This window comes from Neobacillus drentensis (genome assembly GCF_036962125.1).
GTDB lineage: Bacteria > Bacillota > Bacilli > Bacillales > Cytobacillaceae > Neobacillus > Neobacillus drentensis_B.
Map to the genome: position 1 here is coordinate 181,125 of NZ_JBALOA010000015.1, position 16,341 is coordinate 197,465.

Annotated in this window: 19 protein-coding genes and 2 other annotated features; of the genes, 17 read left to right on the forward strand and 2 right to left on the reverse strand. The window is 38.7% G+C overall.

Features of this window, described 5'->3' with window-relative positions; genetic code table 11:
* Window positions 1-74 precede the first annotated feature (74 nt).
* The 13 genes from coaE (at window position 75) to V7121_RS15435 (ending at window position 11,427) form a co-directional block, all read left to right on the forward strand.
* Window positions 75-677 carry a dephospho-CoA kinase gene (gene coaE / locus V7121_RS15375; RefSeq protein WP_335547122.1) on the forward strand — a complete coding sequence of 201 codons (603 nt, stop codon included), beginning with the start codon at window positions 75-77 and terminating at the stop codon, window positions 675-677.
* Window positions 678-838: 161 nt separating this feature from the next.
* The gene (locus tag V7121_RS15380) at window positions 839-1,870 is read left to right on the forward strand and encodes a glyceraldehyde-3-phosphate dehydrogenase (protein ID WP_335498979.1); all 1,032 of its coding nucleotides are present in this window, start codon (window positions 839-841) and stop codon (window positions 1,868-1,870) included.
* 336 nt (window positions 1,871-2,206) lie between these two features.
* Window positions 2,207-2,581 (forward strand): adenosylmethionine decarboxylase, encoded by a 375-nt coding sequence (gene speD, locus V7121_RS15385; RefSeq protein WP_088089215.1) that lies wholly within the window; start codon window positions 2,207-2,209, stop codon window positions 2,579-2,581.
* 114 nt (window positions 2,582-2,695) lie between these two features.
* Window positions 2,696-3,091 carry a hypothetical protein gene (locus V7121_RS15390; RefSeq protein WP_335547124.1) on the forward strand — a complete coding sequence of 132 codons (396 nt, stop codon included), beginning with the start codon at window positions 2,696-2,698 and terminating at the stop codon, window positions 3,089-3,091.
* A gap of 88 nt (window positions 3,092-3,179) precedes the next feature.
* Window positions 3,180-3,641, forward strand: a complete 462-nt coding sequence (nrdR, locus tag V7121_RS15395) for a transcriptional regulator NrdR (protein WP_026563356.1) — start codon at window positions 3,180-3,182, stop codon at window positions 3,639-3,641.
* Window positions 3,642-3,701: 60 nt separating this feature from the next.
* Complete coding sequence (locus V7121_RS15400; protein ID WP_335498985.1) at window positions 3,702-5,075, forward strand: replication initiation and membrane attachment family protein; 1,374 nt, start codon at window positions 3,702-3,704, stop codon at window positions 5,073-5,075.
* 9 nt (window positions 5,076-5,084) lie between these two features.
* Window positions 5,085-6,014 (forward strand): primosomal protein DnaI, encoded by a 930-nt coding sequence (gene dnaI, locus V7121_RS15405; protein WP_335498987.1) that lies wholly within the window; start codon window positions 5,085-5,087, stop codon window positions 6,012-6,014.
* A gap of 161 nt (window positions 6,015-6,175) precedes the next feature.
* Window positions 6,176-7,054 carry a putative sporulation protein YtxC gene (gene ytxC, locus V7121_RS15410; protein ID WP_335498989.1) on the forward strand — a complete coding sequence of 293 codons (879 nt, stop codon included), beginning with the start codon at window positions 6,176-6,178 and terminating at the stop codon, window positions 7,052-7,054.
* A gap of 554 nt (window positions 7,055-7,608) precedes the next feature.
* Entirely contained in the window at window positions 7,609-9,540 is a 1,932-nt protein-coding gene (thrS, locus tag V7121_RS15415; RefSeq protein WP_335547125.1) for a threonine--tRNA ligase, read from the forward strand.
* Window positions 9,541-9,707: 167 nt separating this feature from the next.
* Window positions 9,708-9,842 (forward strand) — a sequence feature (ribosomal protein L20 leader region).
* 146 nt (window positions 9,843-9,988) lie between these two features.
* Window positions 9,989-10,492 carry a translation initiation factor IF-3 gene (gene infC, locus V7121_RS15420; protein WP_142333006.1) on the forward strand — a complete coding sequence of 168 codons (504 nt, stop codon included), beginning with the start codon at window positions 9,989-9,991 and terminating at the stop codon, window positions 10,490-10,492.
* Between the two features lie 16 nt (window positions 10,493-10,508).
* Window positions 10,509-10,709, forward strand: a complete 201-nt coding sequence (gene rpmI / locus V7121_RS15425) for a 50S ribosomal protein L35 (RefSeq protein ID WP_026563362.1) — start codon at window positions 10,509-10,511, stop codon at window positions 10,707-10,709.
* Window positions 10,710-10,747: 38 nt separating this feature from the next.
* Window positions 10,748-11,107 carry a 50S ribosomal protein L20 gene (gene rplT / locus V7121_RS15430; RefSeq protein ID WP_335498999.1) on the forward strand — a complete coding sequence of 120 codons (360 nt, stop codon included), beginning with the start codon at window positions 10,748-10,750 and terminating at the stop codon, window positions 11,105-11,107.
* Between the two features lie 59 nt (window positions 11,108-11,166).
* Window positions 11,167-11,427 carry a DUF1294 domain-containing protein gene (locus tag V7121_RS15435; protein WP_335499001.1) on the forward strand — a complete coding sequence of 87 codons (261 nt, stop codon included), beginning with the start codon at window positions 11,167-11,169 and terminating at the stop codon, window positions 11,425-11,427.
* A gap of 21 nt (window positions 11,428-11,448) precedes the next feature.
* Here the strand turns inward: V7121_RS15435 and V7121_RS15440 are convergent, their stop codons facing one another.
* Window positions 11,449-11,826, reverse strand: a complete 378-nt coding sequence (locus V7121_RS15440) for a sigma-w pathway protein ysdB (protein WP_335499003.1) — start codon at window positions 11,824-11,826, stop codon at window positions 11,449-11,451.
* Between the two features lie 105 nt (window positions 11,827-11,931).
* Here V7121_RS15440 and V7121_RS15445 point away from each other — a divergent pair, with 105 nt between their 5' ends.
* Together V7121_RS15445 and V7121_RS15450 are read left to right on the forward strand one after the other, a co-directional pair.
* Window positions 11,932-12,423, forward strand: a complete 492-nt coding sequence (locus tag V7121_RS15445; protein WP_335499005.1) for a dUTP diphosphatase — start codon at window positions 11,932-11,934, stop codon at window positions 12,421-12,423.
* Window positions 12,424-12,493: 70 nt separating this feature from the next.
* A complete protein-coding gene (locus V7121_RS15450; RefSeq protein ID WP_335499007.1) occupies window positions 12,494-13,579 on the forward strand; it encodes a M42 family metallopeptidase in 1,086 nt (361 codons plus the stop codon).
* 229 nt (window positions 13,580-13,808) lie between these two features.
* On the opposite strand, the gene sspI is transcribed toward V7121_RS15450, so the two are convergent.
* Window positions 13,809-14,015: a small acid-soluble spore protein SspI gene (sspI, locus tag V7121_RS15455; RefSeq protein ID WP_335499010.1), complete on the reverse strand. Its 207-nt coding sequence runs from the start codon at window positions 14,013-14,015 to the stop codon at window positions 13,809-13,811.
* 120 nt (window positions 14,016-14,135) lie between these two features.
* Here sspI and V7121_RS15460 point away from each other — a divergent pair, with 120 nt between their 5' ends.
* Entirely contained in the window at window positions 14,136-14,885 is a 750-nt protein-coding gene (locus V7121_RS15460) for a TrmH family RNA methyltransferase (RefSeq protein ID WP_335499012.1), read from the forward strand.
* Window positions 14,886-14,946: 61 nt separating this feature from the next.
* Window positions 14,947-15,202, forward strand: a binding site (T-box leader).
* Between the two features lie 66 nt (window positions 15,203-15,268).
* Window positions 15,269-16,306, forward strand: coding sequence for a phenylalanine--tRNA ligase subunit alpha (pheS, locus tag V7121_RS15465; RefSeq protein WP_335547127.1), 1,038 nt, complete (start codon window positions 15,269-15,271; stop codon window positions 16,304-16,306).
* The last annotated feature ends 35 nt before the right edge of the window (window positions 16,307-16,341 follow it).

Genomic DNA, 16,341 nt, shown 5'->3' on the forward strand with positions numbered 1-16,341 from the left:
GGCGTATGACTGGAGCTAGACAGTTATCAAGGTTCAAAGTCTATACCTTGAAATTATCAGAAAGAGGAAAAGGTATGTCACTCGTTATTGGTTTAACAGGCGGAATAGCCAGTGGAAAAAGTACAGTCTCAAACATTTTCAAAGAAATGAATATTACTGTGGTTGATGCAGATATTGAAGCACGTCTAGCGGTCATGAAAGGTGAAACTGCTTATCATAAGATCATTGCTGATTTTGGCGAAGGGATCTTAATGGATACTGGAGAAATTGACAGGCAAAAGTTAGGTTCGATTATTTTTAATCAAGCGGATAAGAGGCAAAGATTAAACGAGATTGTTCACCCAGAAGTTAGAAAAAGAATGAATGACCAAGTTGAAAAGGCGAAGCAGAATGGTGAAGAAGTAATTGTTCTTGATATTCCATTATTATTTGAAAGTAAGCTTACCTACATGGTCGACAAAACCATACTAGTCTTTGTTGATAATGAAACACAATTAAAACGGTTAATGGTGAGAAATAATTTATCTGTAGAGGATGCAGAAGCAAGGATTCATTCACAAATGCCATTGGCAGATAAAATTAAGCTCGCAGATGCTGTTATTAACAATAATGGTGCGATCGAAGAGACAAAAAAACAGCTTCTTAATGTCTTAGTGCAGTTTGGAATCAAGAATTAAAGAGAAGGAATTCCTTCTCTTTTTTTTTGTTATCAAGTTGCCTAAATTATAAAACATTTTAAAAATCCGCATTTAATTCATCACATTTAATTCTAATTATGTTATACTAATTACAATAATACGAGTATAAAGTATGACATTAATATGGAAGGGGTTGCAAAATGAAGTCGAGAGTTGCAATAAATGGTTTTGGAAGAATTGGAAGGATGGTTTTTAGAAAAGCGATCCTTGAAAATAGTCTTGATGTTGTGGCCATAAACGCAAGTTATCCTGCCGAAACATTAGCGCATTTATTAAAATATGATACAAATCATGGTCCGTTTCAAGGTGAAGTAATACCATTAGATGATGAGTTACTTGTCAATGGGAAAAGAATTAAGCTATTAAGCAGCCGTAATCCTGAGGAACTTCCTTGGAGAGAACTTGGGATAGAGATTGTGATTGAAGCCACTGGAAAGTTTAATGCTCGTGAAGCAGCAGCATTGCACTTAGAAGCAGGTGCCAAAAAAGTGATCCTAACAGCACCTGGGAAAAATGAGGATGTTACGATTGTAATGGGTGTGAATGAGGAAATGCTTGATATCACACAACATGACATTATTTCCAATGCATCATGTACAACGAACTGTCTTGCACCGGTTGCAAAGGTGTTGGATGAGAAGTTTGGAATTGAATGTGGATTAATGACGACCATCCATGCCTATACAAATGATCAAAAAAATATAGATAATCCACATAAAGATTTACGGAGGGCTCGTGCATGTGGACAATCCATCATACCTACAACAACTGGGGCAGCGAAAGCACTTTCGCTTGTATTACCGCAGTTAAAGGGTAGATTGCATGGAATGTCGCTTCGTGTACCAACGCCCAATGTTTCCCTTGTTGATTTAGTCGTTGACCTGAACCAGGATGTGACGGTTGATGATGTCAATAATGCCTTTATTGAAGCAGCAAAAGGTCCATTAAAAGGGATTTTAGATTTGACAATGGAACCACTAGTATCCGTTGATTTTAATACGAATGAGCATTCAGCGATTATTGATGGCCTCTCCACAATGGTAATGGGAACAAGAAAAGTTAAAGTTTTAGCATGGTATGATAATGAGTGGGGCTATTCTTCACGTGTCGTCGATCTCACCATGTTAGTAGCACAAGCCTTAGCAAAACCCTCCCAGATGAAGGTTGGGTAAATCAAAAGAAAAAATGCTGTCGTTTGACAGCTTTTTTTTGTTGGGATTTGTGACTTTTTTTGGGCAATTAACATAAGATAGCTTTGTTGAATTAGAGTGTATTATGTTTAGGGATTGGACTAAATAAACTTATTAGAATATTTAAATTGATAGGTTGCAAAAAAAATATAAACAAAGTATACTAGTCATCGTGAACTTCTTCTTGAAATTAGGTAGCTATTGATTACTTAAAGGGTTAGGACCTCTCTGGACTAACTTTCCCCCGTGGTAATTACTCGGATACCGTCAATAAAGGATTTCAAGAAGGAAATAAAGGTTAGAGGGGGAAAAATGAATATGGAAACAATGGGACGTCACGTAATCTCTGAACTATGGGGATGCGACTTTGAAAAATTAAATGATATGAATTTTATTGAAACGACTTTTGTTGAAGCCGCACTTAGATCAGGAGCAGAAATCCGTGAAGTAGCATTTCATAAATTTGCTCCACAAGGTGTTAGTGGTGTTGTCATTATTTCTGAATCACATCTAACTATTCACAGCTTCCCTGAACATGGATACGCCAGCATTGATGTGTATACTTGCGGTGATTTAAATCCTAACGTTGCAGCAGATTATATTGCAGAGGCACTAAATGCCCAAACGCGTGAAAATATTGAAATTCCGCGTGGCATGGGTCCTGTGCATGTCAAACAGGCAAAGGTTTTATAGTCTTTATATAAAAAATTAGTGAAGAGGTGTATCTAAACGTACACCTCTTTTTATATTTTAAGGAAAATGTTGTACAATAAGACCAAAGGTACAACATGGGAGGAAAAGTATAGTATGGCGATGTTAGGTGGCTTATTTACACGTTTTAAAAAGCAAATTGAGACTTCAGACCGGATTGCGGATGATTCTCTAAAGACCCATTATTATAAGGCGAAGTATAATCAAGTTTTTGAATCTGTCGAAAAGTTATTCCATGAGGATGCTGATTGCCAGGTTACCACCGTTTCCAAAGAACGTGGAGAAATTGCTGTAGAAATTAATAAACCAATCCGCTGCTTCTTGATTGTTACCATTGTAGCGGTAAAGCCATTAGAAATAGCTGTAGACTTTAATATCTCCTCAGAAGGTTTTTCCTTACTGGGCAGCTATCCAGCTTTAAAAAAGCGGATTAATTCCTATTACGAGCGAATTAATCAATTACATACCTTCGTAGGAATAAAAAACTCCTAAATCCTTACTTGTATAAAGATAGTCTTTTTTATAAGATGAAAGTAAGCGTTTGTACGGGAATTACAGTGTAGATTTGGAGTTGATTATAGTGAAATGCCCTTCTTGTCAAAATTATGGAACACGTGTCCTTGATTCTCGGCCTGTTGATGAAGGCCGGGCAACCCGAAGGAGACGTGAATGTGAAGAATGCGGGTATCGGTTTACCACATTCGAGAAGATTGAAGAGATCCCGCTTATTGTAGTCAAAAAAGAAGGTACAAGAGAAGAATTCAGCCGGGATAAAATACTCCGTGGTTTAATTAAAGCGTGTGAGAAGCGGCCAGTTGCTTTAAAGGAATTAGAAGATATTACGCACGGTGTAGAAAAAGATCTCCGTAGTCAGGGTATTTCTGAAATAAAAAGTGAAGCGATTGGTGAAATGGTCATGGATAGGCTGGCACACGTGGATGAAGTCGCTTATGTAAGATTTGCATCTGTATATCGCCAATTTAAAGATATTAATGTATTTATTGATGAACTAAAAGAATTAATTAAAAAGGAAAAATCTTAACGGGCTAAAGAGGTTTTATCTTTGGCTCTCTTTTATTAACAGGGGAGAGGTTGGAATAAAATGGCTCAGCATTGGCAGGAAATTCTTCCTATTGACCGTTATATTGTAGCTGCTGATGGGTTGCTGCATGATTATGACCGTAAAGTGCTGACGTTTCTATATCAGCCCTTGATTGGGTCGACCTGCTTTAGTTTGTATATGACGCTCTGGGCGGAGGTAGAGGAAAATCGGCTTTGGTCTGAATCTTCAACACACCACCTGTTGATGAATCTTTTAGAGCTAAACTTAAAGGACATATACCAGGCAAGGTTAAAGCTTGAAGGCATCGGTCTATTAAAGACACTTGTAAAAACAGATGAAGAAGGGCGGTCCTTTTTATATGAGCTCCGTCCTCCTTTGAGTCCTGAACAATTCTTTTTAGATGGGATGTTAAATATTTATCTTTATCGTAAAATCGGCAAAAGCCATTTTTCACGTTTAAAACGCTTTTTTAGTGACCAACAAAAGCCTGTCGAAGGTGAGTTTATAGAGGTTACTAAAGCTTTTCAGGATGTGTTTGCATCAGCATCCCCTAGCAATATGCAATATATTCAAGGGATTTCTAAGGAATTGCAAGAGGAAGAAAATCAGCAGTTTATTGGACGAACGGATCCGAAGCCGATTCAAATAGGATTAGATACATTTGATTTTGAATTATTAGCAGCTGGACTAAACGAATCACTTGTACCCAAGAAAGCATTAACGGCAAAGGTGAAAAATGTGATTAGTAATCTTGCATTTCTGTACCAAATCGATCCAATTGAAATGAAAAATTTTATCCTTGGGGCCATAAATGAACATGAAGAAATTGACATTGAGGATTTAAGAAAAGGTGCCCGAGATTGGTATCAATTTGTTAATTACGACCAACTTCCGAGTCTGATTAATCGAACCCAGCCAATTGTTCATCAAACGCAAATAACGGAACCTAAAACGCCGGAAGAAAAATTGATTCGTTCTTACGAAACAACCCCGCCGCTGATTGTTTTTAAAGAACTTTCTGGTGGAGTAGAACCTTCAAATGCTAATTTGAAAACGTTAGAAGAAATCATGATTAAATATAAACTGCCCCCGGGTGTGGTAAATGTCTTAATTGAAGTGGCAATGAGAAAAACGGACATGAAATTTACCAAGGGCTTTGTTGAGTCCATCGCTAGTCATTGGGCACGGAAACAAGTAAAAACGGTGAAGGAAGCAATGGAGCTCGCGAAGAATGAAGAACATAAGGCAAAAGAAGTTAAAAAAGCGGGAAAATCATTTGCCAAAAAGCCAATTCGAACAGAGATGCTTCCAGACTGGTTTGATAAAGAAAAACAACCAAAGAAGGAAAAGAGTCCCGATTTAGAGGCTAAAAAAAGAGAGATTGATGAAATGTTAAAAGCATTAGATGATTAGAGGTGTCTTATGGAGAAAATAAATCAAACATTAAAGCGGTTATCCTCGCAAGAAAATTTTCAAAAAAGATACGAAGAAATGCGTCGTGCAACTCTAGAAAATCCTGATATCATAGAGTTTATTGGGAAAAATCAGGATGTCTTAACGAAAGAAATTATCGACAAGAGCTTAGTAAAGCTTTATGAATACACAAACCAAAGCAAGGAATGTGAGAAATGCGAAAGCCTGGATGGCTGTATTAATATGATGAAAGGATACCATCCTGAATTAGTATTGTCGCGAAACTTCATTGACGTTAGATATGAACGATGCCCAAGAAAAATTATGTATGATGAAAAGATTAAAAATGAAAGCTTAATTAAGAGCTTATATGTTCCTAAAGATATCCTAAATGCCACTATTGAAGATTTTATACGTGATGAAGAACGAATTGAAGCGTTAAGTAAGGCTATAGCCTTTATAAATGATTTTAAACAGGGAAAACACACAAAGGGTTTATACCTTTATGGCGAATTTGGTGTAGGAAAATCTTATTTGTTAGGAGCTATTGCGAATAAGCTAGCCCAAAAACAAATTTCATCCATGATTGTATATGTGCCGGAATTACTTAGAGAAATGAAAAGTTCGATCGCCAACTCGACCCTAAATGAAAAAATTGAAGCTTTGAAAAAAGAACAGATATTAATGCTAGATGATATTGGTGCAGAATCCATGTCGAGTTGGACTAGGGATGAGGTATTAGGTCCAATTTTACAGTTTAGAATGTTGGAAAATCTACCAACCTTTTTTACATCAAACTTTAATTTTGATCAGCTCGAGCATCATTTAACATACAGCCAACGGGGAGAAGAAGAGAAAATGAAAGCACGAAGAATCATGGAAAGAATTCGTAGTTTGAGTGTCCCAGTAATGGTTGATGGACCAAACAGAAGGTCGTAATAAAACAGAGAGTAGTTCAGGATTGTCGAACAATGAATCGGCAATCCTTTTTTTGTTCCTTTTTTTTCTTTAATTAACAAAAGCATGTGTCAGCTAACTTCTATTTTGGCCAAGTCCCCCATATACATTAATACAAAGATTGGCTTAAAGGGGGGATTTGGTTGGCGGAAATCATCTTCCAAAGCAAGGGGGATGCAGAAAAGTTTTATAACCACTTGCTGAAGTACTTACCAAATAATCATGGCAATGAAACTACTCTTCTATTAGAAGATCGACATATAGTTAAATTTTTAGGTAATACGGTTTCGATGGATATTTCTGAAATTGTTAAACATGCTTTTTATGAATTCATTACGAATATTAAGCGGGATGATTGGTTTAGAGAAATATTAAAAAGCCATTATTTTTACGATGAATTTGAAGAACAGCAGCAAATTATCGAGATAATTGATTCCATTCTCGAAGGTCAACGAGAAGACCTGTCTATTTTTTTGAATGCGGCAAATGAAGAGACTCAGATTAAATCTGCAATCGAGCATATCTTTTTGGATAATATCTCGTTTTCGTTTGACTCATTCCTTAAATTTCGATTGCGTCCGTACCTTCAATCGTTGGAAGGGTATGTCGAAATTGCCATTGATGAATATAAAATGGAGCAAGAATATCAAATATTTGTGCAAATGCTCCGTGAGTTCCTAGTAAATCGTGAACCCAAAATGGATGTGCTCCATTTATTGCTTGACGAGGAGATCACCTTTTATAATGAGCAGTTTGTCGAAATGAAACGTGCTGAATTAACAAGATTGATTGACCGGAAATTACTAGTTAATCATCCTGTCTATGTAGACTCAGCATCCATTGCCCCATTATTATCACTTGCGCCTACAACCATTTTTTTGTATACAAAGGACCCAGAAGAGCCCTTAGTAAGGACCATCAAAAATATTTTTGAAGAGCGAGTAACCATTAAGTCATTTGCAGCACTAAGAGATGTGAATAAATGGGAAGAGGAACAACACTCTACTGAAAACCAGGCTTGAGAAAAGAATTATTTGAAAATTTGTCTTATTAGGTTGATGTCCCTTGATTTTTCAAAAATAAATCATTATAATAACGTACATAGTTAGAAAAGCGGAAGCGCTTTGGTCAGGGGCGACAAGCATAAGACGAGCCGGCGGGAAGATTGTTCTTTAACCTTCTCGACGGATTGGCTTATGACCTCGAGCCCCTAAGCGCTGGAGCTAGACACAGTAAAATTCATAGCAAAAGTAATGATAAGGATAACAGTATTTTTTACGGTTTCTAGAGAGGGAGGACATGGCTGAGAGCCTCCTAACACGAAAATAATACTTACCACCTTTAAACTTCAGCAGTGAAAACTTCATGTTGCCATGGGGTTAGTAATTGCCTGACGGCTCTCGACCGTTAACGGACCAAAGTCATTTTCAAGCTGTCATTTGAAAGTGAAAAATTGGGTGGAACCACGTGTTTATCAAAACTCGTCCCTTTTCCAGGGACGGGTTTTTTTTATTTTTCAAAAAGCGAATTTTGGGCAAAAATGACCCGAAACGCTTAATTTAAAGGAGGAATTACCATGCCAGACGTTGTTAAGATTTCGTTTCCAGATGGGGCAGTAAAGGAGTTCCCGCGTGGGACAACAACGGAAGATATCGCCGCATCCATCAGCCCCGGCCTAAAGAAAAAAGCGATAGCCGGAAAATGGAACGGTCAACTATATGATCTTCGCCGTCCCATTAATGAAGACGGTGCAATAGAAATCGTCGTCCCCGATTCCAATGATGCATTAGAGATTTTACGTCATAGTACAGCCCACTTAATGGCACAAGCAGTTAAGAGGCTTTATCCAGATGTAAATTTAGGGGTAGGACCAGTAATCGAAGGCGGATTCTATTACGATATGGATCTTGAGGCATCCTTAACTCCAGAAGATCTTCCGAAGATCGAAAAAGAAATGGCGAAAATCGTTAATGAAAACATTGAGATTGTTCGTAAGGAAGTGAGTCGTGCTGAAGCTGTACAGCTTTTTAAAGAAGCCGATGACCCATACAAACTAGAACTAATTGAGGCTATCCCTGATGAGGAAACAGTGACAATCTACGAGCAGGGTGACTTTTTTGACCTATGCCGCGGTGTCCATGTCCCATCCACTGGAAAAATTAAAGAATTTAAGCTATTGAGTATTGCCGGTGCCTATTGGCGTGGGGACAGTAAAAATAAGATGCTCCAGCGCGTGTATGGAACAGCCTTCTTCAAAAAAGAAGACTTAGCTGAGCACTTACGTTTACTTGAAGAGGCAAAAGAGCGTGACCATCGTAAAATTGGTAAAGAGTTGAACCTTTTCACTAGTAACCAATTAGTGGGCCAAGGATTGCCATTATGGCTTCCTAAAGGTGCAACGATTCGCCGGGTAGTTGAGCGATACATTGTGGATAAAGAACAGCGTCTCGGCTATGACCATGTTTACACTCCAATCATGGGAAGTGTGGACTTATACAAGACATCTGGCCACTGGGATCATTACCAGGAAGATATGTTCCCAGTTATGGAAATGGATAATGAACAATTAGTTCTTCGTCCAATGAACTGTCCGCATCATATGATGGTTTACAAGAACACTCCGCATAGCTACCGTGAACTTCCAATCCGGATTGCCGAACTTGGAACTATGCATCGTTATGAAATGTCCGGTGCTCTTTCAGGTCTGCAGCGTGTTCGCGGGATGACTTTAAATGATGCTCATATTTTTGTTCGTCCAGATCAAATTAAAGATGAGTTCAAGCGCGTAGTTAACCTTATTTTAGCCGTATATAAAGACTTTGACATTAACGACTATTCCTTCCGTCTATCCTATCGTGACCCGCAGGATACTGAAAAGTATTTTGACGATGATGCGATGTGGGAAAAGGCACAAAGTATGCTGAAGGAAGCCATGGATGATCTTGGACTTAACTACTATGAAGCAGAGGGAGAGGCAGCCTTCTACGGTCCGAAGCTTGACGTTCAAGTCAAAACAGCTCTCGGCAAAGAAGAAACACTTTCCACTGTTCAATTAGACTTCTTATTACCTGAACGTTTTGATTTAACATTTGTGGGTGAAGATGGTAAACCGCATCGTCCAGTTGTTATCCACCGTGGTGTTGTGTCAACAATGGAACGATTTGTTGCCTTCTTAATTGAAGAATACAAAGGAGCTTTCCCTACGTGGCTCGCTCCGGTACAGGTGCAGGTCATTCCCGTTTCTCCTGGTGTGCATTATGATTATGCGAAGCAAGTCCAGGAGCAGCTTCAAAATGAAGGACTACGCGTCGAAGTAGATGGCCGTGACGAAAAAATCGGTTATAAAATCCGCGAAGCACAAATGCAAAAAATACCATATATGCTAGTTGTTGGCGATAAAGAAGTGGAAGATCAGGCTGTCAATGTTCGTAAATATGGTGAACAAAACTCAGAAACAAAGCCATTTTCAGAGTTTTTAGCGTCTATCGTTGCTGAAGTTAAAAGATAATAAATATAAAAAGAGAGGTTCGCCTCTCTTTTTGTTTGAAAAAAACTATTGAATAATTATTTGTTTCTTGCTAAAATAAATTTCGTTGTCAAAGAAAATAAGTTCATTTGACATTATATCTTTGCTTATGTTATATTTACTAAGGTGAAAAATTGAATACTTGTTTTTGGGAAAAGAAGAAGCACCCGCTTCTCACCTGATTGACGCTAATAGAGCAGTTAGCAGGTTTTACTTGAACTTTTTGGTTTTATTACTTTTGTTCTGTAAAGTGTGGGTGCATTCATCCGCACTTTTTATTTTGTGCACTTATAGCACTGCTAAAAAGTTTTATACCTGTTGATTAGTTTAGCGTCATACGTTAAGGTTTGAAAGGGCTCGTAATGATTTTCTTGATCAAGACGTTGTATTCGTGATAAAACCTTGGAGGTGGCTAATTATTAGCAAAGACATGTTGTTAAATGAGGGCATTCGCGCTCGCGAAATTCGCCTAATTGATCAAAATGGCGAGCAGTTAGGTATTAAAACCAAAACTGAAGCCTTAGAGATTGCCGGAAGAGTGAACCTTGATTTGGTCCTAGTAGCACCAAATGCAAAGCCTCCAGTCGGCAGAATTATGGACTATGGCAAATTTAAATTCGAGCAACAAAAGAAAGAAAAAGAAGCTCGTAAGAATCAAAAAATCATCACCACTAAAGAAGTTCGTCTCAGCCCAACTATTGATGAGCATGACTTTAATACAAAGTTACGCAATGCAATTAAGTTCTTAGAAAAAGGCGACAAGGTAAAAGCTTCAATCCGTTTCAAGGGCCGGGCGATTACCCATAAAGAAATTGGTCAACGTGTGTTAGACCGTTTTTCAGAGGCGTGCAAGGAAGTTGCAACGATTGAATCACATCCAAAAATGGATGGTCGAAGCATGTTCCTAGTTTTAGCACCTAAAACCGACAAGTAATAAGGAGGATATCCCAATGCCAAAAATGAAAACTCACCGTGGCGCTGCAAAGCGTTTTAAAAAGACTGGTTCAGGTAAATTAAAACGTGACCACGCTTATACAAGCCACTTATTTGCTAACAAATCTACAAAAGCAAAGCGTAAGCTTCGCAAAGCATCACTTGTTTCTAAAGGTGATTTCAAACGCATTCGTCAATTATTAACTTACATGAAGTAAAAATTAAGTGATCGATTTATATATTGGAGGGAAATTAAATGCCACGTGTAAAAGGCGGTACAGTTACGCGCAAACGTCGTAAAAAAGTTCTTAAATTAGCAAAAGGTTATTTCGGTTCAAAACATACATTATATAAAGTAGCTAACCAACAAGTTATGAAATCTTTAATGTATGCTTTCCGCGATCGTCGCCAGAAAAAACGCGACTTCCGCAAACTTTGGATTACTCGTATCAATGCAGCAGCACGTATGAACGGTCTTTCTTACAGCCGTTTAATGCATGGCTTAAAGCTTGCTGGTATCGAAGTAAACCGCAAGATGCTTGCTGAATTAGCAGTAAGTGATGCAAACGCATTTACTGAATTAGCAAACGTTGCAAAACAACAATACAACAAATAATTTTAATAAAAGCCATTCTCAATAGATGAGAATGGCTTTTGCTATTAGGGGATAAGTATATGAAACTATGGTTAGCGGCCTATTTAATCATGAATTTAGCAGGATTGTTGATTATGGGAGAAGATAAAAAGCGGGCTAAAAAACATCAATATAGAATTTCAGAACAGACCTTGTGGTTTGTTGCTTTACTAGGAGGCGCTGCAGGTGCGACGGCAGGCATGCAGTTATACAGGCATAAAACGAAGCATCTGCAGTTTAAAATTGGGTTTCCGTTCTTAGCAGGAATTGAATTGGTTCTTTTGATCAAGTACTTATTATAAAAAGCCGCGCATGTTTAACGGCTATTGTTTCAAAAATTCCTTTACCGGACTTTTCCAATGAATTTCAGCATGCGGATAGTATTTGAGGATTTTTTTATCGATATATAAGAAATCTTCTTTAACTAATCCTTTTAAAAAGCTGGCGTTTTCAGGCCAAATGAAAATGGAAACAACGTCAAAGGTATTGTCAGCAGGCCCCAAATATTTCTCACCAGCAAATACAGCACCTTTATAGGTCAGGACGAAGTTTTTTCTAACATCCTCATCATCAATGAATAAGAACTGCTTCTGTTTACGCGCCTTTTCTAATTTACGTTTCGGAGTAAAAAGGGCTTTTATACTATAGTTTATTAGGAAAAGAATAAGAAGCAACAATACGAAGCGCAGCAACCATATCATGGCTCAGCCTCCTGAATCTATTTTCTTAATAATACGAAACAGTCTGAAAAAAGTTTCAATCATTTCTCAGTTTGTTTTAATTTTTCCATAGGGGTGAGGACAGGAATGCAACTAGGTAAATTGTTTGAAATGCAGAGGGCATTGGATAATCACATTGAAGACAAGCACGGCCTGCAGAATGAAGATCTCTTTGACAGAAAGGTACTTGCTTTGCTGGTAGAAATCGGCGAATTGGCAAATGAAACACGCTGCTTTAAATTTTGGAGTGTCAAGCCATCATCAACGAAAGAAGTCGTTTTGGAGGAATTTGTTGATGGTGTTCATTTTATTTTATCGCTTGGAATTGAATGTGGATTTGAAACAGAGCAAATTGATATGAATGACGAGGAATCATTGTTGAATGTGACAGAGCAGTTCCTTTTCGTTTATGAAAGGATCAGCGTTTTTCAAAAGAGCAAAGGTTTAGCGGACTACAAACAGGTAATTTCCTCCTACCTGCATTTAGCTTCCTTACTTGGATTGACATCTGAAGAAATAGAAAGAGCATATTTCCACAAAAACGAAGTAAATTATCAAAGACAACAGAATAACTATTAGCACATAAAATTGTGAATTTATCGCCAACTTTTGTATAATGAAGGCGAACAGACATGAAGGGGGCTTTTAAATGGTAAAACTTGATGAAACTTTGACGATGTTAAAAGAGTTAACCGATGCCAAAGGGATTCCAGGTAATGAGCGTGAAGTTCGCGAAGTTATGAAAAAATACATAGAACCATTTGCTGATGAACTTACAACTGATGGGCTCGGAAGCTTGATTGCCAAAAAAGTAGGTAAAGAAGGCGGCCCGAGCATTATGGTGGCGGGTCATTTAGATGAAGTTGGCTTCATGATAACCCAAATTGATGATAAGGGGTTTCTTCGTTTTCAACCGGTTGGCGGCTGGTGGGGACAGGTTATGCTTGCCCAGCGTGTAACGATTGTAACGAGAAAGGGTGACGTTACTGGTATTATCGGATCAAAGCCACCGCATATTTTATCAGCAGAGGCCCGTAAGAAACCTGTTGAAATTAAAGACATGTTTATTGATATAGGTGCATCTAGCCGTGAGGAAGCCTCTGAATGGGGTGTTCGTCCCGGTGATATGGTTGTCCCATATTTTGAATTCACCGTAATGAACAATGAAAAGATGCTGCTAGCTAAAGCTTGGGATAACCGGATTGGCTGTGCCATCGCTATTGATGTGTTGAAGCAGTTGAAAGGTGTAGACCATCCTAATGTTGTCTATGGTGTCGGAAATGTTCAAGAAGAGGTTGGTTTGCGCGGTGCCAAGACGGCAACGTATAAAATTCAGCCGGATATTGGCTTTGCAGTTGATGTCGGTATTGCTGGCGACACACCTGGAATTTCTGAAAGGGAAGCGATGAGTAAAATGGGTAAAGGACCACAAGTTGTCATCTATGATGCCTCACTTGTTGCCCATAAAGGCTTGCGCGATTTAGTGACAGATACTGCGGATGAATTGAATATTCCCTATCAGTATGAATCAATTCCTGGCGGCGGAACTGATGCAGGGTCGATCCATTTGACTCATAAAGGAGTTCCAGCATTAGCGATTACAATTGCAACAAGGTATATCCATTCCCATGCTGCGATGCTCCATCGTGATGATTATGAAAATGCAGTTAAACTGATTGTTGAGGTAATTAAGCGGTTAGATCGTGAGACTGTTGATAAAATTACGTTTGAATAATTTTTTTATGGGTATCCCCGGCGGAACTTTGCCGGGGGTTTTTTATTCGAGTTTTTGAATCGCTGATAGAAAGGTAAAATTAGCTGATTGAACCTGAGTATTCGCCGATTGAAAGGTGGAATTCGCTGATTGACACTTCAAAATCGCAGATTGACGACTTATTCTATATTTATATCCCAGAAAAAAGCTGTCAATCCACCCGATTGACAGCGTCTGAACGAACATTTGATTATTTTAATCCACTTTCAAGGGTTGCAAGCATTTCTTTTTTGTCCTCTTCGGATGAATTTTTCCAAATAATTTCAAATAAAACACCGAGACCAGGAAGCATCTTTTCTTCCCCGTTTTGAATCGCATCCACGATAGTATCTTCTAATTGGTCTTGTGTATTCCCAGAAACATTGTGAACAATCGCATTTCGTAAATTTAAATTCATGTATATGCACTCCTTTTTTATCCTGTATTACTTTAATATGTTTTCTATTTTTTGTTTTATTATGTATTTTTGTTAAGCTATAATAAAAAAATCATCGTTATTGTAAAAGGAGAGCGGGTTTTGAAGCATATTGAATCAATTAATAATCCAAAAGTGAAACAATGGAAAAAACTATTAACGAAAAAAGAACGGGATAAGTCAGGAACTTTTTTAGTTGAAGGTTTTCATTTAGTGGAGGAAGCCCTTAAACAAGGCGAACAAATCGTAGAAATCATAGTTTCTGATAAAGTTGATTTACCATCTCGGTGGGACGCTGGGTCGACGCCTGTAACACAAGTAACCGAAGAAATATCGAATTCATTAACAGATACAGAGGCGCCGCAAGGTATTTATGCTGTTTGCCGAATAGCAGCCACTGAAGTTCGTAATGCTAAAACGTTCCTGTTTATTGATGCCGTCCAGGATCCGGGGAATCTCGGCACAATGATTCGTACGGCAGATGCAGCAGGGATTGATGCAGTTGTAGTTGGGCGAGGAAGCGTGGATATTTATAACTCTAAGGTCCTTAGGTCTGCTCAAGGAAGTCATTTTCACCTCCCGATTATAAGAGGTGACCTCCATGAGTGGATGGACAAACTTCAAGAAGAAAATATTCCTGTTTACGGTACAGCACTTGAAGGAGCATCAGCATATACCGAAATTTCCACGAGCGAATCTTTTGCTTTGATTGTTGGAAATGAGGGGAATGGTGTTGGTAAAGATATTCTGGCAAGCACAACAGCCAATCTTTATATCCCGATTTACGGGAAAAGTGAGTCACTAAATGTGGCTGTGGCAACAGGGATCCTTCTTTATTATTTGAAAAAATAGGCACAAACTTGTTTGACCTTGCGAGGAGAATTATTATATAATAATGAACAATATGGAATATTAAATGACGATGACGGAGAAAAGTACCTTATTTTAGACCATTTAGGGAGAAAGTGCCGCGACTGAAAGCACTTTTATGGCGATGATAAGCGAAGTTCACCTCCAGAGTTGGCATCGGGACCACGAATAAAGGTACTTCCGTTTTTCGTGTAAAGATGCACCGGCATATGCCGTTATCCGAATGAAGCGAACACAATGTTTATTTACATAACGTGTTTACAAGGGTGGTACCGCGAAACTATAACCTCGTCCCTTTCCAGGGATGGGGTTTTTTTGTTTTTCTTTGGTACCTGACACCAATAATTATTTAGGGAGGAATTGACATGCAAGAACGTTTAAAGGAATTGCAGGAAGAGGCTGTTCAAAAGATTGAACAGTCCGGAAGTTTAAAAGAATTAAATGACATCCGCGTTGCCTACTTAGGGAAAAAGGGACCAATAACGGAGGTTCTACGCGGTATGGGAAAACTTTCTGCTGAAGAGCGTCCAGTAATGGGCGCATTAGCAAACGAAGTCCGTGAAGCCATTGCCGTAAAGATAGAAGCCAAACAAAAGGGGTTAGAAGAAGCAGCTGTCCTTGAAAAATTAGCTTCTGAAAGTATCGATGTGACCCTTCCAGGACGCCCAATCAAGGTTGGTAATCACCATCCGCTGACAAAGATTATCGAAGAAATTGAAGACTTATTTATTGGAATGGGTTACCAAGTAGCTGAAGGTCCGGAAGTTGAGCAGGATTATTATAACTTCGAAGCTCTTAATTTACCGAAAGGCCACCCAGCCCGCGATATGCAGGACTCTTTCTATATTACTGAAGATATTCTTCTTCGCACCCATACATCTCCAGTTCAAGCTCGGACGATGGAAAAGCACCAAGGCAAAGGCCCTATCAAAATTATTTGCCCTGGTAAAGTGTACCGCCGTGATAATGATGACGCGACACACTCTCACCAATTTATGCAAATTGAAGGTCTTGTTGTCGGTGAAAACATTCGTATGAGTGACCTGAAAGGAACATTAGAAGTATTTGCGAAAAAAATGTTCGGAGTAGATCGGGAAATCCGTCTACGACCAAGCTTTTTCCCATTCACAGAGCCATCAGTTGAAATGGATATTTCTTGTAAAATTTGCGGTGGGTCTGGCTGCAGCGTTTGTAAGCGTACAGGCTGGATCGAAATTCTTGGTGCAGGTATGGTTCATCCAAACGTTCTCGAGATGGCTGGATACGATTCCAAAAAATACACTGGCTTTGCTTTCGGAATGGGCCCAGAGCGGATTACGATGTTAAAGTACGGTGTCGATGATATCAGACATTTCTATACAAATGATGTACGTTTCTTAAAGCAATTTTCAAAACACGAGTAACCTTAAATGCTTCACCCCATGGAAGTTGGATAAAT

What these genes read in the sequence shown, in the direction of transcription:
- thrS (WP_335547125.1), top strand. Translation starts at nt 7,609, where the DNA reads ATGCCAGACGTTGTTAAGATTTCGTTTCCAGATGGGGCAGTAAAGGAG.
- speD (WP_088089215.1), top strand. Translation starts at nt 2,207, where the DNA reads ATGGAAACAATGGGACGTCACGTAATCTCTGAACTATGGGGATGCGAC.
- dnaI (WP_335498987.1), top strand. Translation starts at nt 5,085, where the DNA reads ATGGAGAAAATAAATCAAACATTAAAGCGGTTATCCTCGCAAGAAAAT.
- infC (WP_142333006.1), top strand. Translation starts at nt 9,989, where the DNA reads ATGTTGTTAAATGAGGGCATTCGCGCTCGCGAAATTCGCCTAATTGAT.
- pheS (WP_335547127.1), top strand. Translation starts at nt 15,269, where the DNA reads ATGCAAGAACGTTTAAAGGAATTGCAGGAAGAGGCTGTTCAAAAGATT.
- V7121_RS15445 (WP_335499005.1), top strand. Translation starts at nt 11,932, where the DNA reads ATGCAACTAGGTAAATTGTTTGAAATGCAGAGGGCATTGGATAATCAC.
- V7121_RS15380 (WP_335498979.1), top strand. Translation starts at nt 839, where the DNA reads ATGAAGTCGAGAGTTGCAATAAATGGTTTTGGAAGAATTGGAAGGATG.
- V7121_RS15450 (WP_335499007.1), top strand. Translation starts at nt 12,494, where the DNA reads ATGGTAAAACTTGATGAAACTTTGACGATGTTAAAAGAGTTAACCGAT.
- sspI (WP_335499010.1), bottom strand. Translation starts at nt 14,015, where the DNA reads ATGAATTTAAATTTACGAAATGCGATTGTTCACAATGTTTCTGGGAAT.
- V7121_RS15400 (WP_335498985.1), top strand. Translation starts at nt 3,702, where the DNA reads ATGGCTCAGCATTGGCAGGAAATTCTTCCTATTGACCGTTATATTGTA.
- V7121_RS15440 (WP_335499003.1), bottom strand. Translation starts at nt 11,826, where the DNA reads ATGATATGGTTGCTGCGCTTCGTATTGTTGCTTCTTATTCTTTTCCTA.
- rpmI (WP_026563362.1), top strand. Translation starts at nt 10,509, where the DNA reads ATGCCAAAAATGAAAACTCACCGTGGCGCTGCAAAGCGTTTTAAAAAG.
- rplT (WP_335498999.1), top strand. Translation starts at nt 10,748, where the DNA reads ATGCCACGTGTAAAAGGCGGTACAGTTACGCGCAAACGTCGTAAAAAA.
- V7121_RS15435 (WP_335499001.1), top strand. Translation starts at nt 11,167, where the DNA reads ATGAAACTATGGTTAGCGGCCTATTTAATCATGAATTTAGCAGGATTG.
- V7121_RS15390 (WP_335547124.1), top strand. Translation starts at nt 2,696, where the DNA reads ATGGCGATGTTAGGTGGCTTATTTACACGTTTTAAAAAGCAAATTGAG.
- coaE (WP_335547122.1), top strand. Translation starts at nt 75, where the DNA reads ATGTCACTCGTTATTGGTTTAACAGGCGGAATAGCCAGTGGAAAAAGT.